The 23,534-nt window shown below is 71.8% G+C and carries 19 protein-coding genes; 5 read left to right on the top strand and 14 right to left on the bottom strand.

Going from position 1 to position 23,534, the window contains the following annotated elements; all coding sequences use genetic code 11:
• From ftsZ to rsmH, 11 genes are all read right to left on the bottom strand, one after another.
• The gene (ftsZ, locus tag AC6F7H_RS21865; RefSeq protein ID WP_500758608.1) at window positions 1-1,194 is read right to left on the bottom strand and encodes a cell division protein FtsZ; all 1,194 of its coding nucleotides are present in this window, start codon (window positions 1,192-1,194) and stop codon (window positions 1-3) included.
• A gap of 279 nt (window positions 1,195-1,473) precedes the next feature.
• On the bottom strand, window positions 1,474-2,268 hold the full coding sequence (locus tag AC6F7H_RS21860; protein WP_500758607.1) for a cell division protein FtsQ/DivIB: 795 nt from the start codon (window positions 2,266-2,268) through the stop codon (window positions 1,474-1,476).
• A 49-nt stretch (window positions 2,269-2,317) separates the two neighbouring features.
• Window positions 2,318-3,412 (bottom strand): undecaprenyldiphospho-muramoylpentapeptide beta-N-acetylglucosaminyltransferase, encoded by a 1,095-nt coding sequence (murG, locus tag AC6F7H_RS21855; RefSeq protein ID WP_500758606.1) that lies wholly within the window; start codon window positions 3,410-3,412, stop codon window positions 2,318-2,320.
• Between the two features lie 6 nt (window positions 3,413-3,418).
• Window positions 3,419-4,771: a putative lipid II flippase FtsW gene (gene ftsW, locus AC6F7H_RS21850; RefSeq protein WP_500758605.1), complete on the bottom strand. Its 1,353-nt coding sequence runs from the start codon at window positions 4,769-4,771 to the stop codon at window positions 3,419-3,421.
• Window positions 4,772-4,851: 80 nt separating this feature from the next.
• Window positions 4,852-6,279 carry a UDP-N-acetylmuramoyl-L-alanine--D-glutamate ligase gene (gene murD / locus AC6F7H_RS21845; protein ID WP_500758604.1) on the bottom strand — a complete coding sequence of 476 codons (1,428 nt, stop codon included), beginning with the start codon at window positions 6,277-6,279 and terminating at the stop codon, window positions 4,852-4,854.
• Complete coding sequence (mraY, locus tag AC6F7H_RS21840; protein ID WP_109383523.1) at window positions 6,261-7,352, bottom strand: phospho-N-acetylmuramoyl-pentapeptide-transferase; 1,092 nt, start codon at window positions 7,350-7,352, stop codon at window positions 6,261-6,263. Before mraY ends, murD begins: the two co-directional genes overlap by 19 nt.
• Window positions 7,352-8,782 (bottom strand): UDP-N-acetylmuramoyl-tripeptide--D-alanyl-D-alanine ligase, encoded by a 1,431-nt coding sequence (locus AC6F7H_RS21835; RefSeq protein WP_500758603.1) that lies wholly within the window; start codon window positions 8,780-8,782, stop codon window positions 7,352-7,354. The genes mraY and AC6F7H_RS21835 overlap by 1 nt, the downstream gene beginning before the upstream one ends.
• Window positions 8,783-8,786: 4 nt before the next feature.
• Complete coding sequence (locus tag AC6F7H_RS21830) at window positions 8,787-10,307, bottom strand: UDP-N-acetylmuramoyl-L-alanyl-D-glutamate--2,6-diaminopimelate ligase (RefSeq protein WP_500758602.1); 1,521 nt, start codon at window positions 10,305-10,307, stop codon at window positions 8,787-8,789.
• A 254-nt stretch (window positions 10,308-10,561) separates the two neighbouring features.
• Window positions 10,562-12,538: a peptidoglycan D,D-transpeptidase FtsI family protein gene (locus AC6F7H_RS21825; protein ID WP_500758601.1), complete on the bottom strand. Its 1,977-nt coding sequence runs from the start codon at window positions 12,536-12,538 to the stop codon at window positions 10,562-10,564.
• A complete protein-coding gene (gene ftsL, locus AC6F7H_RS21820) occupies window positions 12,535-13,038 on the bottom strand; it encodes a cell division protein FtsL (RefSeq protein WP_109377873.1) in 504 nt (167 codons plus the stop codon). The genes AC6F7H_RS21825 and ftsL overlap by 4 nt, the downstream gene beginning before the upstream one ends.
• A gap of 103 nt (window positions 13,039-13,141) precedes the next feature.
• Window positions 13,142-14,125 carry a 16S rRNA (cytosine(1402)-N(4))-methyltransferase RsmH gene (rsmH, locus tag AC6F7H_RS21815; protein WP_500758600.1) on the bottom strand — a complete coding sequence of 328 codons (984 nt, stop codon included), beginning with the start codon at window positions 14,123-14,125 and terminating at the stop codon, window positions 13,142-13,144.
• A 434-nt stretch (window positions 14,126-14,559) separates the two neighbouring features.
• On the opposite strand from rsmH, the gene AC6F7H_RS21810 reads away from it, so the two are divergent.
• The 4 genes from AC6F7H_RS21810 (at window position 14,560) to AC6F7H_RS21795 (ending at window position 20,188) form a co-directional block, all read left to right on the top strand.
• A complete protein-coding gene (locus tag AC6F7H_RS21810) occupies window positions 14,560-15,108 on the top strand; it encodes a beta-class carbonic anhydrase (protein ID WP_500758599.1) in 549 nt (182 codons plus the stop codon).
• A gap of 255 nt (window positions 15,109-15,363) precedes the next feature.
• Window positions 15,364-16,437: an AAA family ATPase gene (locus AC6F7H_RS21805; RefSeq protein WP_500758598.1), complete on the top strand. Its 1,074-nt coding sequence runs from the start codon at window positions 15,364-15,366 to the stop codon at window positions 16,435-16,437.
• Entirely contained in the window at window positions 16,437-17,801 is a 1,365-nt protein-coding gene (locus AC6F7H_RS21800; RefSeq protein ID WP_500758597.1) for a DUF58 domain-containing protein, read from the top strand. Before AC6F7H_RS21805 ends, AC6F7H_RS21800 begins: the two co-directional genes overlap by 1 nt.
• Window positions 17,798-20,188 (top strand): transglutaminase TgpA family protein, encoded by a 2,391-nt coding sequence (locus tag AC6F7H_RS21795; RefSeq protein ID WP_500758596.1) that lies wholly within the window; start codon window positions 17,798-17,800, stop codon window positions 20,186-20,188. The genes AC6F7H_RS21800 and AC6F7H_RS21795 overlap by 4 nt, the downstream gene beginning before the upstream one ends.
• A 198-nt stretch (window positions 20,189-20,386) precedes the next feature.
• Here the strand turns inward: AC6F7H_RS21795 and AC6F7H_RS21790 are convergent, their stop codons facing one another.
• From AC6F7H_RS21790 to AC6F7H_RS21780, 3 genes are all read right to left on the bottom strand, one after another.
• Window positions 20,387-20,800: an SCO2097 family morphological protein gene (locus AC6F7H_RS21790; RefSeq protein ID WP_500758595.1), complete on the bottom strand. Its 414-nt coding sequence runs from the start codon at window positions 20,798-20,800 to the stop codon at window positions 20,387-20,389.
• A gap of 293 nt (window positions 20,801-21,093) precedes the next feature.
• Complete coding sequence (locus tag AC6F7H_RS21785) at window positions 21,094-21,864, bottom strand: methyltransferase (protein WP_500758594.1); 771 nt, start codon at window positions 21,862-21,864, stop codon at window positions 21,094-21,096.
• 195 nt (window positions 21,865-22,059) lie between these two features.
• Window positions 22,060-22,662, bottom strand: a complete 603-nt coding sequence (locus tag AC6F7H_RS21780) for an SAV_6107 family HEPN domain-containing protein (RefSeq protein ID WP_500758593.1) — start codon at window positions 22,660-22,662, stop codon at window positions 22,060-22,062.
• 192 nt (window positions 22,663-22,854) lie between these two features.
• On the opposite strand from AC6F7H_RS21780, the gene AC6F7H_RS21775 reads away from it, so the two are divergent.
• Window positions 22,855-23,484, top strand: a complete 630-nt coding sequence (locus AC6F7H_RS21775) for a TetR/AcrR family transcriptional regulator (RefSeq protein ID WP_500758592.1) — start codon at window positions 22,855-22,857, stop codon at window positions 23,482-23,484.
• Window positions 23,485-23,534: the final 50 nt, after the last annotated feature.

Here is a 23,534-nt window from a genome sequence, read left to right as displayed (position 1 = left end):
TCACTTGAGGAAGTCCGGGACGTCCAGTTCCTCGGCCACGCTGTCCGAGTAGGCCCTCGTCGGCTGGACCGGTGGCTGGGCCACCGGGATGTCACTGACCGGCTCGGGGGCCGGCCCCGGCTCCTCCCTGGGCGTGACGCTGCCGAGCGAGCCGAAGGACGGCCGACTCTCGGGCTGCCGCGCGGGGGCGGGCTCCTCGCGCTTGGCCGAGGAGGAGCCGAGGACGTTGTCCCGCTTCGCCGGCGGCTGGCCGCCGTCGAAGCCGGCCGCGATCACGGTGACCCGGACCTCGTCGCCCAGGGCGTCGTCGATGACCGCGCCGAAGATGATGTTGGCCTCCGGGTGGGCGGCCTCGCTGACCAGCTGGGCGGCCTCGTTGATCTCGAACAGGCCGAGGTCGGAGCCGCCGGAGATGGAGAGCAGCACGCCCCGGGCGCCGTCGATGGAGGCTTCCAGCAGCGGTGAGGAGATCGCCATCTCGGCCGCCGCCACCGCGCGGTCGTCACCGCGGGCCGAGCCGATGCCCATGAGGGCCGAACCGGCCTCGGACATGACCGACTTCACGTCGGCGAAGTCGAGGTTGATGAGGCCGGGTGTGGTGATGAGGTCGGTGATGCCCTGGACACCGGAGAGCAGGACCTGGTCCGCCGACTTGAAGGCGTCCAGGACCGAGACCTGGCGGTCCGAGATGGACAGCAGCCGGTCGTTGGGGATGACGATGAGGGTGTCGACCTCTTCGCGGAGCTCGGCGATGCCGTCCTCCGCCTGGTTGGCGCGGCGCCGGCCCTCGAAGGTGAACGGGCGGGTGACCACGCCGATGGTGAGAGCGCCGAGCGAGCGGGCGATGTTGGCCACGACGGGGGCGCCGCCGGTGCCGGTGCCGCCGCCCTCACCGGCCGTCACGAAGACCATGTCGGCCCCCTTGAGGACCTCCTCGATCTCCTCGCGGTGGTCCTCGGCCGCCTTGCGGCCGACAGCCGGGTTGGCTCCGGCGCCGAGTCCGCGGGTGAGTTCACGGCCGACGTCGAGCTTGACGTCGGCGTCGCTCATCAACAGGGCTTGCGCGTCGGTGTTGATGGCGATGAACTCGACGCCCTTGAGACCGACCTCGATCATCCGGTTGATGGCATTGACACCACCGCCGCCGACACCGATGACTTTGATGACTGCGAGGTAGTTCTGCGGTGCTGCCACGTCGAAGGCCTCTCGCCTCGAGTTACGTGTCGCCGTCTCACGGCCTTGCCGAGGTCCGACGACTGATGCCGATGGGGACGGTCCGTATCACCGACCCGAACCCTAACGTTGAAGTTTAGGGTTACCAGTGTGTCTGCTCCCTGGAGTCTTCTGAACAGGACACTAAGTCGACAAGTGGCGCGCGTTCAACGAACACGCCGAACCTCCCGTTTTTCTTTTCACCCTATGTGATCAGCCGTGGCACCGCCCAACCAGGGGGTTGACCTGCACTGATGTACGTCAACCCCCTGATGACGCCGGGGCGGTGGGAACACTCACGTCGAAGTGCCTTGCGTCCGGCGCCACTTTCAGCAGAGCGGCGAGGGTGCGGGCCTTCGCGGCACCCTTCTCGACGCTCCCCCAGACGACCTCCCTGCCGTCCGTCAACTTCAGTGAGATGTCGTCGTGGGTACGGACGTTGACGCTCCGGGTGACCCGGGCGACGGAGTCCGGGACGTCGCGGACGACCCGGACCGCCTCCCGCACCAGCCGCGCCTCGCCGAAGCGGCGCAGGCTCGCGGCCGTGGTGCCGCTTCGGCGGACGGTCAGCTCCAGCCGGGGAACGTCTCGGGGGGCCTTCGAAACCGTGGCGTACCGGACACCCTCGGCGTCGATCTCGATGAACTCCCCGCCCTTTTCCATCAGAAGAACCGGGGTGCGCTCGGTGATTTCCAACCCGATTTCGTGCGGCCAGGAGCGAATCACGTCAACCGTGCTGATTCGGGGCATTTCCTGGCGGAGTCGCGATGCGATCGCCTCGGTGTCCACCATGGCCAGCGGGTCCCCGAGGGGAACGTCGGCGACCTCGCGCACCTGCTCGGGAGTCAGAACACGGGTCCCGGACACGGAGACCCGCTCCACCCTGGCCAGATCGGAGCCGTACAGCAGCCAGAACGTCCCGCTCCCGAGGAACACCAGGGCCATCGCCAGGATGATGATCAGACGAAGGCGCCTCCGCCTCAACCGCCTGACGGGCGGCGGGCCGGACGACTCCCGCTGGCGTCCACCGCGCTCGGCGGTCGTCGATCCGGCCACGAATCCTGCCTCCCGTCATCCGCGTTCACCTACGCGTCCAGGGCCTGTCCTAGTGCCGTGCACGGGCGGCGATCGCCTCGTACACCATGCTGACGAGCAGGTCGTCGGCGTCCCGGCGACCGAACTCGGCGGCGGCGCGGGACATCTCGTACAGCCGGTGCGGGTCGGACAGCACCGGCAGCACGCTCTGCCGCACCCACTCCGGCGTCAGCTCCGCATCGTCGACCAGCAGGCCGCCGCCGGCCTTGACCACCGGCTGGGCGTTCAGCCGCTGCTCGCCGTTGCCGATCGGCAGCGGAACGTAGGCGGCCGGGAGCCCGACGGCGGAGAGTTCGGCGACGGTCATCGCGCCCGCGCGGCAGAGCATCATGTCGGCCGCGGCGTACGCGAGGTCCATCCGGTCCAGGTAACTTACCGGGATGTAGGGGGGCATTCCCGGCATCTGCTGCACCTGGGGCAGTTCGTTCTTCGGGCCGACCGCGTGCAGGATCTGGATCCCGGCCTGCTGCAGCCACGGCGCGACCTGCTGGACGACCTCGTTCAGCCGGCGGGCGCCCTGCGAGCCGCCGGAGACCAGCAGCGTGGGCAGGTTGGGGTCGAGCCCGAACGCGGCGCGGGCCTCGGGGCGCACGGCGGCCCGGTCCAGGGTGGCCACGGAGCGGCGCAGCGGGATCCCGATGTAGCGGGCGTCGCGCAACTTGCTGTCCGGGGTGGAGACGGCGACCTGGGCCGCGTACCGGGAGCCGATCTTGTTGGCCAGGCCGGGGCGGGCGTTGGCCTCGTGGACGACGATCGGCACACCGAGCCGCTTGGCGGCGAGGTAGCCCGGCAGGGCGACGTAGCCGCCGAAGCCGACCACGGCGTCCGCCTTGGTGCGTTCCAGGATCTGCTCCGTCGCCTTGATGGTGCCGCGCAGCCGGCCCGGGACGGTGATCAGCTCCGGGGTGGGCCTGCGCGGCAGCGGTACGGCGGGGATCAGCGCCAGTTCGTACCCGCGCTCGGGTACCAGACGTGTCTCGAGACCGCGTTCCGTGCCCAGGGCCGTGATGCCCACGGTCGGATCCTGCCTGCGCAGGGCATCCGCGAGGGCGAGCGCGGGCTCGATGTGGCCCGCGGTTCCTCCGCCGGCGAGTACGACATGCACCGAAATTCACCGCTCTCCGGACGAACGTGCCGCCGTGGCGCGCCGTCGCATCGTGTTCCATCTCCGGGGCTGCTGAGAACCCCCGGCCCGCTTTCTACCAAAGCGAGGTTGCCGCATCGCAAGCGCCGCCCGCGCAGCGGGTTCGTCACGCGCGAAGGCGATCAGCAGCCCGATGGCGAACATGGTCGGCAACAGGGCGGAGCCCCCGTAGGAGAACAGCGGGAGCGGGACACCGGCGATCGGCAGCAGTCCGAGGACCGCACCGATGTTGATCACGGCCTGCGCCATGATCCAGGTGGTCACGCCTCCCGCGGCATACCTCACGAAGGGGTCCTCCGTGCGTCCGGCCACGCGGATACCCGCATAGCCTAGAGCCGCAAACAGGGCGAGTACCGACAGCGTCCCCGCCAGGCCCAGTTCCTCACCGGTGACGGCGAAGATGAAGTCGGTGTGGGCTTCAGGTAGTTGGCCCCATTTCTCCACACTCGCACCCAGTCCGGAACCGAAGATCCCACCGGACGCGAGGGCGTAGATCCCGTGCACGGCCTGCCAGCAGTCGACGGGGCCCTCCTGGGGTTCGGTGGCGCCGAGGCAGGCGAGCCGCGCCATGCGGTTCGGGCTGCTCCTGATGAAGAACGCGCCGATCAGCGCGGCGACGGCCAGCACACCGGCGAACAGCCGGGTGGGGGCCCCCGCCAGCCAGAGCAGGCCGAACAGGATCGCCGTCAGGATGATCGCCGTGCCCATGTCGCCGCCCAGCATGATCAGTCCGAGCAGCAGCAAGGCGGCCGGTACGAGCGGCACCAGCATGTGCTTCCACTGGGCCAGCAGCCGTTTCTCCTGCTTGCGGGCGAGCAGATCGGCGCCCCACAGCACCAGGGCGAGCTTGCCGAACTCACTGGGCTGGATCTGGAAGGAGCCGCCGAGTTCGATCCAGTTCTGGTTCCCGTTGACCGCCACCCCTATCCCCGGCACCTGCACCAGGACCATCAGGAAGACGGAGCCCGCGAGAATGGGGTAGGCCAGCGCCCGGTGCAGCTTCACCGGCATCCGGGCGGCCGCGAGCAGCAGCACGACCCCGATGCCGGCGGCCAGGAGCTGCTTGCGGAAGAAGTACGAGCCCGGCAGCGACTTCTGCAGCGCGGTGATCTGGGAGGCCGAGTAGACCATCACCAGGCCGAGCACGATGATCAGCGCGCTGCCGCCGAGGATCACGTAGTAGGCGGTCAGTGGCCGGTCCCAGGCCCTGCGCACCCGTGTGTGGAGGGTGCGGACGGTGTTCCGGCGGGCGGGCCGGGTCGCGGCGGGCGGACGGGGCGCCCGCGGCGCGGGCGGCCGTCCGGTGCGGCTACTGGGCACGGCGGCCTCCGCTGTGCGCCCCACGGTGCCTCGACGGTCCCACAGGTCCCTCCCAAGGTCGCCCGGCGCAGGCGGCCGGGTCAGGCACCGAGTTCGCGCACCGCCTGTGCGAACGCCTCACCGCGCCTGTTGTAGTTGGCGAACATGTCCATCGAGGCGCAGGCCGGGGCCAGCAGCACCGTGTCGCCGGGCCGTGCGAGCCGCTTCGCCTCCTGGACAGCCTGGAGCATCGCCCCAGTGTCGGTCCGGCCGAGGTCGACCACGGGTACCTCCGGGGCGTGTCGCGCCAGGGCTTCGCGGATCAGCTCGCGGTCCCGGCCGATCAGGACGGCGCCGCGGAGCCGCTTCGCCGCCCCCGCGACCAGTTCGTCGAAGGTGGCGCCCTTGGCGAGTCCGCCGGCGATCCACACGATCGACTCGTAGGCCGCCAACGACGCCTGTGCCGCATGGGTGTTGGTCGCCTTGGAGTCGTCGACATAGGCGACCCCGTCCACGTCGGCGACGTGCGCGATGCGGTGGGCGTCCGGGGTGAAGGCCCGCAGCCCGTCCCGTACGGCCGCCGCCGGCACCCCGAAGGCGCGCGCGAGGGCTGCCGCGGCAAGGGCGTTGGCGATGTTGTGCGGGGCGGGCGGGTCGACGTCGGTGACCTCGGCGAGTTCCTGGGCGCTGCGGTACCGGTCCTCGACGAAGGCGCGGTCGACCAGGATGCCCTCGACGACGCCGAGTTGGGAGGGTCCGGGGGCGTTGAGGGTGAAGCCGACGGCGCGGCAGCCCTCCTCGACGTCGGCCGCGCGGACCAGGTCCTCGGTGGACGGCTTGTCGGTGGCGTCGGCGTTGTAGACGCAGGCGACCCGATTGCCCTCGTAGACACGGCCCTTGTCGGCGGCGTACGCCTCCATGGAGCCGTGCCAGTCGAGGTGGTCGGGGGCGAGGTTCAGCACCGCCGCCGAGTGGGCGCGCAGGGACGGCGCCCAGTGGAGCTGGTAGCTGGACAGCTCCACGGCGAGCACGTCGTACTGCTCCTCGCCGGTGACGACGTCGAGCAGGGAGACGCCGATGTTGCCGACGGCGGCCGTGCGCAGGCCCGCGGCGCTCAGGATCGACGCGAGCATCTGGACGGTCGTGGTCTTGCCGTTGGTGCCGGTGACCGCGAGCCAGGGCGCCGCGTCGGGCTTCCTGAGCCGCCAGGCGAGTTCGACGTCGCCCCACACCGGCACCCCGGCCTTCTCCGCCGCCGCGAACAGCGGCTTGTCCGGCTTCCAGCCGGGGGCGGTGACGATCAACTCGGTGCCGTCGGGCAGGGTCGCACCGTCACCGAGGCGCACGGCGATGCCGAGCGCCTCCAGTTCGGCGGCCTGCTCGCGGGCGCGTGCGTCGTCACCGTCGTTGACGACAGTGACCCTCGCGCCGAGCCCGTGCAGCACCTTCGCCGCCGGGACACCGGAGACGCCGAGCCCGGCTACGGTGACGTGCTTGCCCTGCCAGTCGGTCACTTGTCCGCTGCCCATCCCGCGTAGAAGATGCCGAGTCCGACGATCACACAGATGCCCTGGATGATCCAGAAGCGGACCACCACAAGGACTTCGGACCACCCCTTGAGTTCGAAGTGGTGCTGGAGTGGCGCCATCCGGAAGACGCGTTTCCCGGTGAGCTTGAAGGAGCCGACCTGGATGACCACCGACATGGTGATGAGGACGAACAGGCCGCCCAGGATGGCGAGCAGCAGCTCGGTGCGGGAGCAGATCGCGAGGCCCGCGAGGACGCCGCCGAGCGCCAGCGAACCGGTGTCACCCATGAAGATCTTGGCCGGCGAGGTGTTCCACCACAGGAAGCCGAGGCAGGAACCCATCAGCGCGGAGGCGACCACCGCGAGGTCGAGGGGGTCTCTCACCTCGTAGCAGGCACCCGGGTTGGTCAGGGTCGTCGCGTTGGCGCAGGACTCCTGGAACTGCCAGACGCCGATGAAGGTGTAGGCACCGAAGACGAGGACGGAGGCGCCGGTGGCCAGACCGTCCAGACCGTCGGTCAGGTTCACGCCGTTCGACATCGCGAGGATCATGAACAGCGCCCAGACGACGAACAGCACCGGGCCGATGGTCCAGCCGAAGTCCGTGATGAACGACAGCTTCGTGGAGGCCGGGGTCTGGCCGCGGGAGTCCGCGAACTGCAGGGAGAGCACCGCGAAGGCGATGCCGACGATCAGCTGGCCGGCCATCTTCGCCTTGGCCCGCAGGCCCAGCGAACGCCGCTTGACGATCTTGATGTAGTCGTCCAGGAAGCCGACCAGGCCCATGCCCACCATCAGACCGAGCACCAGCAGACCCGAGAAGGTCGGCGACGTGTCGGCCTCGGGGTCCAGGGAGCTCGTGATCAGCTTGGCCAGGAAGTACGCGGCGACCGTCGCCAGGATGAAGGCGATGCCGCCCATGGTCGGCGTACCGCGCTTGCTGGCGTGCTCGCGCGGGCCGTCGTCACGGATGTACTGCCCGTACCCCTTGCGTGCGAGCAGCTTGATCAGCAGCGGGGTGCCGACCAGTGTCAGGAAGAGGCCAATGACTCCTGCGAACAGGATCTGCTTCATCATCGGGTGACGACCTCACCCTCGGTACCGGTCGCGAGCAGCGCCTGCGCCACGCTCTCGAGACCGACCGAACGGGACGCCTTCACGAGAACGACGTCTCCCTGGCGCAATTCGCTGCGCAACAGGTCGACTGCCGCCTGTGCGTCGGACACGTGCACCGACTCCTCACCCCACGAACCCTCGTTATATGCGCCCAGTTGCAGCCAGGCGGCTTCCCTGCCCCCGACCGCGACGAGCTTGCTGACGTTGAGCCGGACGGCGAGCCGTCCGACCGCGTCGTGCTCGGCGAGCGCCTCGTCCCCGAGCTCGGCCATCTTGCCGAGCACCGCCCACGTACGGCCCCCCTTCGCCTGTGAGGCTTTGCCCATGGCCGCGAGCGCGCGCAGGGCGGCTCGCATGGACTCGGGGTTCGCGTTGTAGGCGTCGTTGACGACCGTCACGCCGTCCGGGCGCTCGGTGACCTCCATCCGCCAGCGGGAGAGGGAGCCCGCCTCGGAGAGCGCGAGTGCGATCTCTTCTGCGGACATGCCCAACTCGTGGGCGACGGCGGCCGCGGCGAGCGCGTTCGACACGTGATGCTCACCGTACAGGCGCATGGTCACATCGCTTGCACCGGAGGGTGTGTGAAGCCTGAACGAGGGCTGTCCGCTGTCCGTGAGTCGCACGTTCTCGGCCCGAACGTCCGCTTCGTCGGTCTCTCCGAAAAGAAGCACCTTCGCCTTCGTACGGGACTCCATGGCGCGTACGAGCGGGTCGTCCGCGTTGAGGATCGCGGTGCCGCCCTCCTCGGCCGACGGCAGGGCCTCCACCATCTCGCCCTTGGCCTGGGCGATCTGCTCCCGGCCGCCGAACTCGCCGATGTGGGAGGTGCCGACATTGAGGACGAGGCCGACCTTCGGGGGCGTCAGGCCGGTGAGGTACCGGATGTGGCCGATCCCGCGGGCGCCCATCTCCAGCACGAGGAACTTCGTCTCCTCGGTGGCGGTGAGCGCGGTCAGCGGCAGCCCGATCTCGTTGTTGAGCGATCCGGGGGTGAAGACGGTGGGCGCCTTGCGCCGCAGCACCTGCGCGATGAGGTCCTTGGTGCTGGTCTTGCCGGACGAGCCGGTAAGCGCGACGAGGGTCGCGCCGAGGCGCTGCACGACGTGCCGGGCGAGGGCGCCCAGCGCTCTTGGGACGTCGTCGACGACGATCGCGGGCACGCCCACGGGGCGGGAGGCGAGCACGGCGGCCGCGCCCGCCTCCACGACCGCGGCCGCGAAGTCGTGGCCGTCCACGCGTTCGCCGACGAAGGCGACGAAGAGGCTGCCCGGGCCCGCCTCCCGCGAGTCCCGGACGACACCCCCGGTGACCTGGACGGACGGATCCGGTATGTCGTGCGTCTGCCCGCCGACGACTTCGGCGATCTCGGCGAGGGAGAGGGCGATCACAAGTTCATCCCTGGGTCTGCTGGATAGCTGCGCGAAGCACCTGGCGGTCGTCGAAGGGACGCACCACCCCGGCGATGTCCTGCCCCTGCTCGTGGCCCTTGCCCGCGACCAGCACGGCGTCGCCGGGCTGCGCGCGGGCGACGGCCGCGGCGATCGCCGCGGCCCGGTCCTCGAAGACCTGCACCTCACCGCGCTCGTGGGCGGGCACGGAGGCCGCGCCCTGGAGCATGGCGGCGAGGATGGCGAGGGGGTCCTCGGAGCGGGGGTTGTCGGAGGTCAGTACGGCGGTGTCGGCGAGCCGGGCCGCCGCGGCGCCCATCGGCTCGCGCTTGGTGACGTCCCGGTCACCGCCGCAGCCGAGCACCACGTGCACCTTGCCCTCGGTGACCCTGCGCAGGGCGCGCAGCACCGACTCGACGGCGTCGGTCTTGTGGGCGTAGTCGACCACCGCGAGGTACGGCTGGCCCTCGTCCACCCGCTCCAGCCGGCCGGGCACGCCGGGGACGGCGGCGACACCGTCGGCGGCGGCCTGCGGGTCGAGTCCGGTGGCGGCGAGGGCGACGATCGCGGCGAGGGTGTTGGCCACGTTGAACGGGCCCGGCAGCGGCGACCGGGCGGTGATCCGCTCGTTCTCGGGCCCGATCACGGTGAACGTCGAGTCGGTCGGGCCGACCTCGACGTCCTCGGCGCGCCAGTCGGCGTCGGGGTGCCCCTCCGCGGAGTAGGTGATGACGGGGACGCCGGCCTCCTTGGTGAGACGGCGGCCGTACTCGTCGTCGGCGTTGACCACGGCGAGCCGGCTGCGCTGCGGGGTGAACAGCTGCGCCTTGGCCCTGAAGTAGTCCTCCATGTCGGAGTGGAACTCCATGTGTTCCGGGCTGAGGTTGGTGAAGACGGCGATGTCGAAGACACAGGCGTCCACCCGGCCCAGCACCAGGGCATGGCTGGAGACCTCCATGGCGACCGCGTCGACCCCGCGTTCGCGCATGACGGCGAACAGGGCCTGGAGGTCGGTGGCTTCCGGCGTGGTGCGCTCGGACTTGATGCGCTCGTCCCCCACGCGCATCTCGACGGTGCCGATCAGCCCCGTGCTGTGGACAGACCTGAGGCCCCCCTCGACGAGATAGGCGGTGGTGGTCTTGCCGGAGGTGCCGGTGATGCCGATCTGGAGCAGCTCGCGGCCCGGGTGGCCGTAGATCGTGGCCGCCAGTTCGCCCATCTCCCCGCGGGGGTCGTCGACCACCAGCGCGGGCAGCCCGGCCGCGGCGGCGCGTTCGGCACCGCTCGGGTCGGTGAGCACGGCGACCGCGCCGAGACCCGCGGCCTGGGTGACGAAGTCGGCACCGTGCGCGCGGGCGCCGGGGAGGGCGGCGTACAGGTCGCCGGGACGTACGGCGCGCGAGTCATGGGTGATGCCCGTGACGTCGGCGGTCCGGGACGGTGCGGTGGCACCCAGTTGACCGGCGAGTTCCGCGAGGGGTGTGGCGGACACCCGCGCCGGCCGGGGCGGCCCGGGAAATGTCACGGGTTGGCCCTTCTGAGTGATTTGCGACTGATCAGCGTGTGGCACGGCGGTGAGCGTACCGGGCACACCCGTCGCGGAGCCAAAGCGGGGCTCGCCCGCGGTCCCGTCCGGCGGGGGCGACGGGGGGAGCGGTGTGGACGAGGGGTCCGGTACACGGCGGGGGGTGTCCCGGTTCCCGGGATCGGGGGTGATCGTTGTCACGGGCTGTTCCTGGGTGGTTCCGTGCCGGCCGGACGCGAGGGGTTCGCGGCCGGTCAGCGTTTGAAGGTGACCGGGAGGTTGGCCGGTTCGGCACCGGTCGGCGGTACCTGGAGGGTCTTGAGGGCGAACTCCATGACCTTCTTGTAGACGGGTCCGCAGATCTGGCCGCCGAAGTAACTGCCCTCGGTGGCGTTCTGGATGGCGCAGTAGACGGTGATCCGGGGCTTGTCCGCGGGCGCGAACCCGGCGAAGGAGGAGGTGTAGCCGTGGTACTTGCCGGTGGCCGGATCCACGCGGTTGGCCGTACCCGTCTTCCCCGCGACCCGGTAGCCGGGGATGCGCGCCTTGGTGCCGGTGCCCTCCTCGTCGTCCACGACCGACTCCAGCATCCGGGCGAGGGTCTTCGCCGTCTTCTCGCTGACCACCCGTGACTTCTCGGGCTCCGGGGCGGGGGTGAAGCGTCCGTCGGGTCCCTTGGTGCCGCGTACGAGCGTGGGTTCGACGCGTACGCCGCCGTTGGCGATGGTCGAGTAGACGGACGCGGCCTGCATGGCGTTGACGGAAACGCCCTGGCCGAAAGGAATCGTGTACTGCTGCGAGGTCGACCAGGCGTCGGGCGGGGCGAGGATGCCCCTGGTCTCGCCGGGGAAGCCGAGTCCGGTGTGGTTGCCGAGGCCGAACTTGCGCAGGTAGTCGTAGAGGACCTTGTTGGCCTGGGCCTGGGTCTTGCCGAGCTGGCCGGTGGCCAGGATGGTGCCGATGTTGCTGGACTTGGCGAGCACCCCGTTGAGCGTCAGGTACCAGGTCGGGTGGTCGACGTCGTCCTTGAACAGCCGGTCGCCGCGGTGCAGCCGGTTGGGCACGACGACGTGCGTCTGCGGGGTGGCCGCCTCCTCCTCCAGCACGGCCGCCATCGACATGACCTTGGCGGTGGAGCCGGGCTCGAAGGCGTCCTGGAGGGCCGCGTTGCCGAGCGCCGCCGGGTCGGCCTCGGAGAGGTCGCCCGGATCGAACCCGGGCGCGTTGGCCATGGCGAGGACCTCACCGGTGCGGGTGTCCTGGACGATGACGTAGCCGCGATCGGCCGCGGACTGATCGACCTGCTCGCCGATGGCGTTCTGCGCGGCCCACTGGATGTCCCGGTCGATGGTGAGCTCGACGTCGCTGCCGGGCACGGCCGGTGTCTCGCTGGACCCCGCGGTCGGCACCAGACGGCCGCCGGACTGGACGAAGTGGATGCTGCCGTCCTCACCGGCCAGCCGCTTGTCCAGCTGGAGTTCGATGCCGCCGCCGCCCTTGCCCTCGGCGTTGACCCAGCCCAGTATCCCGGCGGCGAGTTCGTTGTTCGGGTAGACCCGCTTGCTGGTGGGCACGGACAGGACGCCCGCGAGGACGTTGACGGAGGACGTGTCGGTCTCCGCCTTCTTCGCCAGCGCGGCCTTCAGATCCTTGATCTGCTTCCAGACCTGCGGGGTCTGGCGGCTCGCGAGTTTGACGTAGCGCAGGGCCTTGTTGTCCGGCCGCAGCTTCTCGACCAGCTTGTCCTGGTCCTGGCCGAGGATCGGGGCGAGGAGGGCGGCGGCCTGTTCGGGGCCGTCGGCGATCTCCAACTGGTCGGGGGCGAACATCGTGGGGTCGGCGGTGATGTCGTAGGCGTCCTCGCTGGTCGCCAGGGCGACGCCGTTGCGGTCGGTGATCTCGCCGCGCTCGGCGCCCAGCACCTGGCCGACCTGGAGGTTCTGTCCGGCCTTCGCCGCATAGGTGTCGGCCTCGACGGCCTGCACCTGGAGCAGGCGCACGACGAAGACGCCCAGGACGAGGGTCAGGGCCAGGCCGACCATGCGCAGGCGGGGGCGCGGGCTGCCCAGCCGGAGGGCCTTCGGGGCCGCCGGGCGGGGCGGGGCGGGGCGGCGGGCCGGGCGGTGGCCGGGTCCGGGGCGCTGCCGGGCGCTCGGGCGGGCGGGCCCGGGCACACGGCGGCGCGGCGGTTGCCCGGATGCGTTGTCGGGGTTGTCGGCCACTTCCGTCACCTGCCGGGGGTCGATGCGGGCGTGGGCGTGACCGCGGTGGTCGGGGGGACGGCTGCGATGCTCGGTACCGCGTAGGGGGGCGGGGCCGTCGCGGTGGCCAGTGCCTCCGGGGGGATCACCAGGGGGGCGCGGGCGGCGGAGGCGGGGGTCGGGGCGCCCTTGACCTTGCCGTCGGGGCTCAGGAAGACGGGGTCGCCGCCGGGCACCATGCCGAGTTCGCGTGCGCGGCGCTGCAGGGCGTCGGGGGCGGAGTAGGCGTCGATGTCCCGTTGCAGGGCCTGTTCCTCGTCGGTGAGGTTCTTCGTCTCCCGCTTGAGGTCGTCGAGTTCGAACGCGCCCTCGCTGAGGGCCGAGTTCAGCACCAGGAGTCCGATCAGGCCACCGCCCAGGAGAAGGACGACGAGCAGCACGAAGGGGGTGCGGGCCGCCTGGGCCCGTCCCGTGGGGAGGAGCCTCGCGAGACGGGCCGCCCTCCCCTTCAGTTCGGGTTTCCTGCTCACTCACGCTCCCCTGGGTTCGCCCGCCTTCCGCCCCCGCATGCCCTGCACGGCGCCGGGCTCACGTGTCGTGACCGCCTCACGTGCCCCCTCCACCTCACACGTCTCATTCAAGGTGCTCCCTGATCCGCTGGGCGCCCCGCAGCCGCGCGGGTGCGGCCCGCCGGTTCTCGGCGATCTCCTCCTCGGTGGGAAGTTCGGCACCGCGCGTGAGCAGCTTGAGCCGGGGCTGGTAGCGCTCGGGGACGACGGGCAGCCCGGCGGGCGCGGTGGTGGCGGCGCCCGCCGCGAACACCTGCTTGACCAGCCGGTCCTCCAGGGAGTGGTACGACAGCACGGCGATCCGGCCACCGACGTCGAGCGCCTTCACCGCGGCCGGGACGGCCCGCTCCAGTACGGAGAGTTCGCCGTTGACCTCGATGCGCAGGGCCTGGAAGGTGCGCTTCGCCGGATTGCCGCCGGTGCGCTTGGCGGCCTGCGGAAGCGCGTCCCGGATCAGCTCGACCAGGCGTGCGCTGGTGGTGAACGGCTCCTTCTCCCGCTCGCGCACCACCGCGGCCACGATCCGCTTGGCCTGCTTCTCCTCGCCGTAGGCGCGCAGGATGCGGACGAGTTCACCGGGCGGGTAGGTGTTGAGGACGTCGGCGGCGCTGACGCCGGTCGTCTGGTCCATGCGCATGTCGAGCGGGGCGTCCTGGGCGTAGGCGAAGCCCCGGTCGGCCTCGTCGAGCTGCATGGAGGAAACCCCCAGGTCGAACAGGACGCCTTGTACGCGCGCGATGCCGAGCCGGTCGAGCACCTCGGGGAGTTCGTCGTAGACGGCGTGCACCAGGGTGGCGCGCTCGCCGAACGGGGCGAGCCGCTCGCCGGACAGGCGCAGGGCCTCCTTGTCCCGGTCCAGGGCGACCAGCCGCACCTCGGGGAACCGCGTCAGCAGGGCCTCGCTGTGGCCACCGAGACCGAGGGTGCAGTCGACGACCACCGCTCCCGGCTGCTCCAGGGCGGGCGCCAGCAGGTCCAGGCACCGCTGGAGCATCACCGGAACGTGCCGACTCTGCCCGCCCGTGTTCGCAAACGCTTCGCGCCCCATTGGATCTGGGCCCTCTCAAGGTCCGGCGCGGCCGTGACGCACCGCCGGGTCCCCGCCCCTCCCCCGGTGTGGACGGGGCGGTCTGCCGGCGCCGGAGGCGTCAGCCGGCCGGGAACGGGAGGAGGCCGAGCCGTACGTACGCGCAGCGCACGCGGGGAGATCTCCGGGACGCTGCCCGGGTCTCCGGGGGAAATCAGTACAGCGGGGAGTCTCGCCTCCCCGCTGCGCGTCACTTTAGTCCACGGTTTCGCCCGGTCAATCAACCGGCCTGTGCGGCGCGGCCCTCGGCTCGACGACACCCCGCGTCGAGGGAAACCACCCGTACGAGGAGGATCACGCCACCCTTGTGGGTCATCTCACTCCAAAGCATGATGAGGTTCTTTGTCCTGTCTCACAGCAGGACCGGGGAGCACGTGGCCAGTACCGTCATGGCTATGACGACTTCTGCATCGGTTCCCGCGAGCTCCGGAAGTGCGACGGTCGGCCACGGCACGGTCACCGACCGTCTGGTCGACGCCAACGAGCAGTACGCCGGCGCCTTCACCGACCCCGGGATGGACGCGCGCCCCGTTCTGCGCGTCGCCGTGGTGGCCTGCATGGACGCCCGGCTCGACCTGCACGCCGCGCTCGGTCTCGAACTCGGCGACTGCCACACCGTCCGCAACGCGGGCGGTGTGGTCACCGACGACGTGATCCGGTCGCTGACCATCAGCCAGCGCGCGCTGGGCACCCGCAGCGTGGTGCTCATCCACCACACCAACTGCGGCCTGGAGTCCATCACCGAGGAGTTCCGGCACGACCTGGAGATGGAGGTCGGTCAGCGTCCGGCCTGGGCCGTGGAGTCCTTCCGCGACGTCGACCAGGACGTGCGGCAGTCGATGCAGCGGGTGCGCACCTCACCGTTCCTTCTGCACACCGACGACGTACGTGGGTTCGTCTTCGACGTGAAGACCGGCCTGCTGCGCGAGATCGACCCCGCCTGACCTGCTGCCCCGCCCCGAGGACGCCCGGCCTCCGGCCCCACAAAGGTCGCATGACCTGACATATCGCCGCCGGTTGTCCACAGGCGAGTGACACGAATCGGTAACGGCGGCAAGAATGCGGGAGTGGTGCCGCGCGGAGCTTTTCCCGCGCGGTGTCCGTGATTCGGGGTGAGCCGGGCCGCACAGCAAGGTGTCGGCCCGGACATTTGGGGCCCTTGTTCCTTGGGAGCGGGGGGAAAGGCCGAGGAGGGCCGGGTGCCGACCTATGACGATCGAGCGAGCCTTGGGGGTTCCCCCACGCGAGCGCGGCCCAGCGTGGGGGATGATCTGACCGCCGTGGTCGAGCGGGTGCGGGATTCGGTGGAGAGCGTGATCGAGGGCAAGCCCGAGGTCGTACGGCTCTCGCTGACCGTGCTGCTCGCCGAGGGGCATCTGCTCATCGAGGACGTTCCGGGAGTCGGCAAGACGATGCTGGCCAAGGCGCTGGCACGGTCCATCGACTGCTCGGTGCGGCGCATCCAGTTCACACCGGACCTGCTGCCGTCGGACATCACCGGTGTGTCCATCTGGGACCAGCAGCGTCAGGACTTCGAGTTCAAGCCGGGCGCCATCTTCGCGCAGGTGGTGATCGGTGACGAGATCAACCGCGCGTCGCCGAAGACGCAGTCCGCGCTCCTGGAGTCGATGGAGGAGCGCCAGGTCACCATCGACGGCAGGACCTACGAGCTGCCCAGCCCCTTCATGGTGGTGGCGACGCAGAACCCGGTCGAGATGGAGGGCACCTATCCGCTGCCGGAGGCCCAGCGCGACCGGTTCATGGCCCGGGTCTCGGTCGGCTACCCGAGCGCGGAGGCCGAACTGCAGATGCTGGACGTGCACGGCGGGGTCTCCCCGCTGGAGGACCTCCAGCCGGTGGCCCACGCGCACGAGATCCTGAAGCTGATCGAGACGGTGCGCGCCGTTCATGTCGCCGAGCCGATACGCCGGTACGTGGTGGAGCTGGTCGCCGCCACCCGCACGCACCCCGACCTCAGACTCGGCGCCTCGCCGCGCGCGACACTGCACCTGCTGCGCGCGGCGAAGGCGTCCGCGGCGCTGAACGGCCGGGATTACACCCTGCCGGACGACGTGCAGGCGCTCGCCGTGGCCGTGCTGGCCCACCGGCTGCTGCCCACCGCCCAGGCCCAGCTCAACCGCCGCACCGCGGAGCAGGTGGTCCAGGAGATCCTGCAGCGCACCCCGATGCCCTCCGCCGCCCCGCAGCAGGCCGGCATCGGCCTGGGCCGGGGCGGTCTCGGGTACGGCCGGCAACAGCCGCGGAGGCTGTGATGAGCACCGCGGGGTCGGCCCGCGCGGAGGGCGACCGCGGTGACAGGAGCGGCCTGCGCACGGCTCTGGCCGGGCTGACCACCCGCGGGCGCTCCTTCCTGGCCGCCGGTGTGGCCGCCACGGTCTGCGCCTACGTGCTCGGGCAGAGCGATCTGCTGCGGGTGGGGCTGCTGCTGGCGGTGCTGCCGCTGATGTGCGCGGGCGTGCTCTACCGCACCCGCTACCGGGTCGCGGGCAGCCGCCGGCTGTCCCCCGCGCGGGTGCCCGCCGGCTCCGAGGCGCGGGTGCATCTGCGGATGGACAACGTCTCCCGCATGCCCACGGGTCTGCTGATGCTCCAGGACCGGGTGCCCTACGTGCTCGGGCCGCGTCCCCGGTTCGTGCTGGACCGGGTGGAGGCGGGCGGCCGCCGCGAGGTGTCCTACCGGGTCCGCTCCGACCTGCGCGGCCGCTATCCGCTCGGCCCGCTGCAGCTGCGCCTGTCCGACCCGTTCGGAATGTGCGAGCTGACCCGGTCCTTCTCGACGTACGACACGCTGACGGTGATCCCGCGCGTGGAGCCGCTGCCGCCGGTGCGGCTGAGCGGTGAGGCGAAGGGGTACGGCGACGGACGGCAGCGTTCGTTGGCGCTGGCCGGCGAGGACGACGTGATCCCGCGCGGCTACCGCTACGGCGACGATCTGCGCCGGGTGCACTGGCGTTCCACCGCGCGCTACGGCGAGCTGATGGTGCGCCGCGAGGAGCAGCCGCAGCGGGCCCGCTGCACGGTGCTGCTGGACACCCGTGCCATCGCCTACGACGGCGCGGGGCCCGACTCGGCGTTCGAGTGGGCGGTGTCGGGCGCGGCCTCCGTCCTGGTGCACCTGCTGGAGCGGGGCTTCTCGGTGCGGCTGCTGACCGACACCGGCAACTCGGTGCCGGGGGAGGGCTCCGACGGGTTCGCGGGCGCGAGCCAGGAGTCGGCGGACGCGGCCGGGCTGATGATGGACACCCTCGCCGTGGTCGACCACTCCGACGGGTCGGGCCTGTCCCGGGCGTACGACATGGTCCGCGGGGGGAACGAGGGGCTGCTGGTGGCCTTCCTCGGCGATCTCGACGAGGAGCAGGCGGCGGTGCTCGCCCGGATGCGGCAGCGCAGCGGGGGCGCCGTCGCCTTCGTGCTGGACAGCGGGACCTGGCTGCGGGAACCGTCGGACGTGTCCGGCCCGTCGGACGGGGGCGGGGAGCGGCTGCGGATGCTGCGCGAAGCGGGCTGGACGGCCGTGAGCGTGCCGCGGGGTGCCTCCCTGGAGGAGCAGTGGCGGCTGGCCGACCGGGAGCGGTTCGGTCTGGTGGCGGCGCGCGGTGGGGAGGGAGCAGGGTGAGCGGACGACTACGGCTGACGCTGGCCTCGTGGGCGGCCACGCTACTGGCCTCGTGCGCGCTGCTGCCCCTGGTCAGGCCGGCCTCCTGGATCGTGCAGGCGGCCTTTCTCCTGGCCGTGCAGTCCGGCGCGGGCGCGCTGGCCCGGCGGGTACCGCTGGCCCGCCCGCTGACCGTGGCCGTGCAGGCGCTGGTCGCGCTCGTGCTGCTGACGCTGGTGTTCGCGCGTGAGCACGCGTTCGCCGGCCTGGTTCCGGGACCTGACGCCTTCCGCTTCTTCGCCGAGCTGCTCGAACAGGGCGGCGCCGACGTCGGCCGTTACGCGATACCGGCGCCGTTGTCCGACGGCATCCGGCTGATGCTGATCGGCGGGGTCCTGCTGATCGGGCTGCTGGTGGACACCCTCGCGGTGACCTTCCGCAGCGCGGCCCCGGCCGGGCTTCCGCTGCTCGCGCTGTACTCGGTGGCCGCGGGACTGTCCGACGGCGGCGCCGGCTGGCTGTGGTTCCTGCTGGCGGCGGTCGGCTATCTGACGCTGCTCCTCGCGGAGGGGCGTGACCGGCTCTCCCAGTGGGGGCGGGTGTTCGGCGGAGCGGCGCGGGGCCCCGCCACCGAGTCGACCGGAGCCTCCGCCCCGGTACGCACCGGTCGGCGGATCGGGCTGCTGGCGGTGGGCATCGCCCTGGTGGCGCCGCTCGCCCTGCCCACGATGAACGGCGGCCTGCTGGACCCTGCGGGTTCGGGCGTCGGCACGGGCTCCGGCGGGGGCGGCACGATCTCCGCGGTGAACCCGCTGGTGTCGCTGCGCGACTCGTTGAACGTGGACGAGGACCGCCAGGTCATGTCCGTGCGCACCGAGATGGAGGACGTCTCGGACCTGTATCTGCGGATCGTCTCCCTGGACGACTTCGACGGCACCACCTGGAAGCCGTCCAAGCGGTCCATCACCACCGTGCCCGACAGCGCCTTCCCGACTCCGGCCGGCCTCGGCCCGGACGTCGAGCGCGCGGAGATCTCCACGACGGTCTCGACCGCCGACTGGTACGGGCAGGACTGGCTGCCGATGCCGTATCCGCCGAGCGGTGTGGACATCAGGGGAAACTGGCGCTACGAGCCCGTCGGGATGACGCTGGTCGGCGACCACGGCCAGAACACCCGGGGACTGACGTACGGCGTGCGCAGCCTCGACATACGGCCCACGGCGGAGCAGCTGGCCGACGCGTCGGCGCCGCCGGCCGCCCTGAAGCGGGACTACACCGAGCTGCCGGACTCACTGCCCACGCTGGTGTCCCGGACCGCCCGCCAGGTCACCGAGGGGGCGAGGAACGACTACGACCGGGCGGTCAAGCTCCAGGAGTACTTCGCCTCGACCGGCGGCTTCAAGTACGACACCGAGGTCGCCGTCGGCAGCGGCTCGCAGGCGATCGCCCGCTTCCTGAGGGACAAGGAGGGCTTCTGCGTCCACTTCTCCTTCGCCATGGCGTCGATGGCCCGGTCGCTGGACATACCCGCCCGGGTCGCGGTGGGCTTCGCGCCCGGCACCCCGCAGGCGGACGGCTCGGTCTCGGTGGGACTGCGGGACGCGCACGCCTGGCCGGAGCTGTACTTCGAGGGCGTGGGCTGGACCCGCTTCGAGCCGACCCCCACCCGTGGTTCGGCGCCCTCCTACACCGTGCCGGACACCTCGGACAGCACGGTGACCGTCCCGGCCCAGCCGTCCGAGGCCGCCTCCTCGGAGCCCTCGACCGCCCCGTCGTCGCGCGAGGGCTGCACGCTGGAGCAGCGCAGGCTGGACGGTGGCTGCGAGAGCGAGGCGCCGTCGGCGGCGCTGCCCACGGACGGCGACGGGCCCCAGTGGTACACGGTGCTGGCGTGGGCGTCGGCGGGTCTCGCCGTCCTGGTGCTGCCGCTGACTCCGATGTTGTGGCGGCTGCGGACCCGGGCGGCGCGCCTGGGCGCGCACGGCCGTTCGGGGGCGGGCCCGGCCGCGCACGTCCTGACCGTCTGGGACGAGCTGACCGACACCGCGTGGGACTTCGGCATCTCCCCGGACGAGTCACTGACCCCGCGCAAGGCGGCGGCCCGGATCGTCCGGCTCGGTCGGCTCGACCCGGATGCCGCGGCTTCGGTGCACCGGGTGGCGGACGCCGTGGAGCAGGTCCTCTACGCGCCGCGGCCGCGCCCCGCGGTGGGACCGGCGGACGACGTGCGCCGGGTGACGGCCGGTCTGCGGTCCATGGTCGGCCGTGGCACTCGGCTGCGCGCGCTGTTCGCCCCGCGCTCGACGGTGCGGGTGGTGTGGGCGGTGTCGGCCCGGTGGGCCGGCCTCCGGGAACGCGCTCTCGCGCTGCGGCCGACGTGGCGGTCCACGTGGCGGCGGTCCACGTAGCGGAAGCCGCCGCGGGAGCCCTCGCGGCGGCAGGGGGGAAGCGGGAGTGAAGCAGGCGGGGTGAGACGGAGGCCGAGCGGAGCTGTGCGGCCCTCGCCTCCGGGCCCCGGTGCGGACATGGATCAGGGGGTGGCCACCGGGCCGGTGGCCACCCCCTGATCCATGTCGTCAGATGTCCTGGAGGGCTGTCTGCGGAAGTTACTGCCCGCCGCCCTGTTCGTCGCGGCGGCGCTGCCAGCGCTCCTCTATGCGATTCATCACGGAGCGCCGCTGCCTGCCCTGACGGCCGGACTGCGGCGGGCCCGCGGCGCCCTCGGCTCCGACGGCCTGCTCACCGGGCTTGGGGGCCTTGCGCCAGCCCGTCACGGCGAGAACCGCGCAGCCCAGCATGACGAGGAAGCCCACCACACTGAGCCAGACCTGCTGTGCGACCATTCCGGCCATGAGGAGCGCAATACCTACGAGGAAGCCCGCGACCGCCTGGTAGACCCGCCGACGGGTGTACGTACGGAGGCCACTTCCCTCGAGCGCCGACGCGAACTTGGGATCTTCGGCGTACAGCGCTCGCTCCATTTGCTCGAGCATGCGCTGCTCGTGCTCCGAGAGCGGCACGGCGTCCTCCTCATCGTGCAAGTCGCCGGGGCGACCCGGGGGGGTCCCTTCAGGATAGGCAGGGAATCGACCCCGTGAAACCCGCCCCTCTGCGCCAATTGGCCGACCAGAACCCGCCATGCGCGTCCCGGGCCGCTCGAGACTTCTCATTCCCCGATGGCCGAGCCGTCATGCCGGACGGTCTCCCTCGATCATACGGTGCCCCGCCGCCATTCGGGGGGCCTGTGGCGCACTCCATGCGCAGGCAGGCCGACGGACGCGTCGCTGATCAGCGACGCGTCACAGGTGATCGCTCAGGCCCCGGTGCTCCCCCGCGCTTCACCGAGCACATGGAGTTGGGTGGCCACGGAGTGGAAGGCGTCGAGTTCCGCCGCCGCGGCCTCCAGCTTCAGCAGCGCGTCCAGGGCTCCGGGCTCGGTGTCCACGAGCACGCCGGGGACGAGATCGGCGAAGACCCGCACCCCGTGCACGGCGCCGACCCGCAGTCCCGCGTCCTCGACCAGACCGGTGAGCTGGTCGACGGTGAAGCGGCGCGGTACGGGATCGCCCGTGCCCCATCGGCCGTTCGGGTCATCGAGCGCCTGCCGGGCCTCCTTGAAGTGACCGGCGAGGGCACGGGCTAGCACGGCGCCGCCGAGGCCGGCGGCGAGCAGGCTGAGAACACCTTCGGGGCGCAGGGCCGCCACCGTGTTGCGCACGCCCTCGGCCGGGTCGTCGACGTACTCCAGGACGCCGTGGCACAGCACCGCGTCGTAGCCGCCGCGCTCGACCACGTCGAAGAGGCCGTGCACGTCGCCCTGGACGCCCCTGACCCGGTCGGCGACCTCCTCCTCGACGGCGCGGCGCTCCAGGGCGAACAGCGCGTCGGGACTGGGGTCGACGACGGTGACCCGGTGACCGAGACGGGCCAGGGGCACCGCGAAGTTGCCGCTGCCGCCTCCGGTGTCGAGGACGTCCAGCGCCGACCGGCCGGTCGCCTCGGTCCGGCGCTGCAGGGCGTCCTGAAGGATCTCCCAGACCACGGCGGTACGGAGAGCGGCGCGGGGGCGCAGGGTGTCCGACACGGCAGTTGACTCCTCGGCGCGGCACCGCCTCATTCACGGCGGAGCGATCGGGCTGCCTCCCCGGTCCGGACACGCGTGAGGACGGCGGAGGCTTCAGGCGTCTTCCACCCTATTGCCTGCGGCACGCTCCCCCGCCACCGCGGGGCGGTGCCCCGGGCCGCCCCGCGGCGGCGGGCGCCGGTGCGCCCGCGCCGGTCAGCCGGCGTCGGGCATGTCCCGGCCCGTGCCGCCGCCGGGGTCGTGGCCGGCGGGGCGGGTGGTGTGGGCGGTGCGGTTCGGGTGCTCCGCGTCGCTGCGGGGCTGCGGGAGGACCGGCTGGAGGACGAGCATCCGCTCCACCAGGCGCAGGAACATCGCCACGTCCCGTATCAGGTCGTCGGCGTCCCGGCCGCTCGCCGCGTCCCGGATGCCCGCCTCGGCCCGCGCGCGACGCCGGGCGCCCGAAGCGAACAGGGCGCTCCACTCGGTGAGTTCGGGCGCGATCTCGGGGAGCACTTCCCAGGCGCTGCGGATCCTGCTCCGGGCCCGGGGCGAGGTCTCGGGCCGTCCCCGCGCGGCGAGCACGGCGGCGGCGGTGCGCAGGGCGGCGAGGTGAGCCGTCGCATAGCGCTCGTTGGGTGTGTCGAGGACGGCGGCCTCGTCGAGTCCGGCACGGGCCTGGGCGAGCAGGTCGAGGGCGGCGGGCGGGGCGGTGGCACGGCGCAGCACGGGGTGGACGTCGTCCGCCGGGCCGGTCAGTGAGGGGGCAGGGCCGGATGCGCGGCGCCGACGGGCGGCCGCTGCGGAGGAGTGGGCCATGACGAACCTCCTGTCGTCTTCGTGACGGCATCCCCTGCTACCGGGTGCCGTATGCGCTCATCGTGCGGTATGGCACTGACAATCCGTTCCGACCTGGGCTTTCGCCTCGATCGACAGTTCGAGCCCGGACCGGCCGCCCCCTGGGCCGAGCCTGTGGAGGGGCGGGGCGGCGGTCCTGTGACAATCAGGGCCATGGAACGCAGCAGCACCGCCTCGGGCGGCAGCACCCGCCGCGAGGCCACCCGGCAGAAGCTCTACGAGGCAGCCGTCACCCTCATCGCCGAACAGGGTTTCTCCGCCACCACGGTGGACGAGATCGCCGAGCGGGCAGGGGTCGCGAAGGGCACGGTCTACTACAACTTCGCGAGCAAGTCGGTCCTCTTCGAGGAGCTGCTGCGGTACGGGGTCGGGCTCCTCGCCACCTCGCTGCGGGAGGCGGCCGACCGGACGGCCCTCCAGGGCGGCGGCAGGGTCGACGCCCTGGACGCGATGATCCGCGCGGGGCTCGTCTTCGTCGACCGCTACCCGGCCTTCACCCAGTTGTACGTGGCCGAACTGTGGCGCACCAACCGGGCCTGGCAGTCCACGCTGCTGGTGGTCCGGCAGCAGGCCGTGGCGGTCGTCGAGGACGTGCTGCGCGAGGGCGTGGAGAGCGGCGAGTTCAGTGCGGAGACCGACGTTCCGCCGACGGCGGCGGCGCTGGTCGGCATGGTGCTGGTGGCCGCGCTGGACCGGCAGTCCTTCCAGACGGGGCGCTCCCTGGACGAGGTGCACGCAGCGCTGTCCCGGCTGCTGCAGGGACACGTGGGCGGCCGCCACTGAGCCGGCCGGTCGGGCGCCCCGGCGCACACGAAAGCGCCGGTCCGGCGGTG

It is taken from the genome of Streptomyces sp. MMS24-W38 (genome assembly GCF_059889265.1).
Note: the sequence above shows the minus strand (reverse complement) of the source record. Positions and strands in the feature narration are given on the sequence as shown.

Bases quoted from the DNA above. Each gene is read 5' to 3' on its own strand.
- murD (WP_500758604.1), bottom strand. From the start codon at position 6,279: ATGGGCAGCGGACAAGTGACCGACTGGCAGGGCAAGCACGTCACCGTA.
- mraY (WP_109383523.1), bottom strand. From the start codon at position 7,352: ATGAAGCAGATCCTGTTCGCAGGAGTCATTGGCCTCTTCCTGACACTG.
- rsmH (WP_500758600.1), bottom strand. From the start codon at position 14,125: ATGGGGCGCGAAGCGTTTGCGAACACGGGCGGGCAGAGTCGGCACGTT.
- AC6F7H_RS21810 (WP_500758599.1), top strand. From the start codon at position 14,560: ATGACGACTTCTGCATCGGTTCCCGCGAGCTCCGGAAGTGCGACGGTC.
- AC6F7H_RS21800 (WP_500758597.1), top strand. From the start codon at position 16,437: ATGAGCACCGCGGGGTCGGCCCGCGCGGAGGGCGACCGCGGTGACAGG.
- AC6F7H_RS21780 (WP_500758593.1), bottom strand. From the start codon at position 22,662: ATGGCCCACTCCTCCGCAGCGGCCGCCCGTCGGCGCCGCGCATCCGGC.
- AC6F7H_RS21775 (WP_500758592.1), top strand. From the start codon at position 22,855: ATGGAACGCAGCAGCACCGCCTCGGGCGGCAGCACCCGCCGCGAGGCC.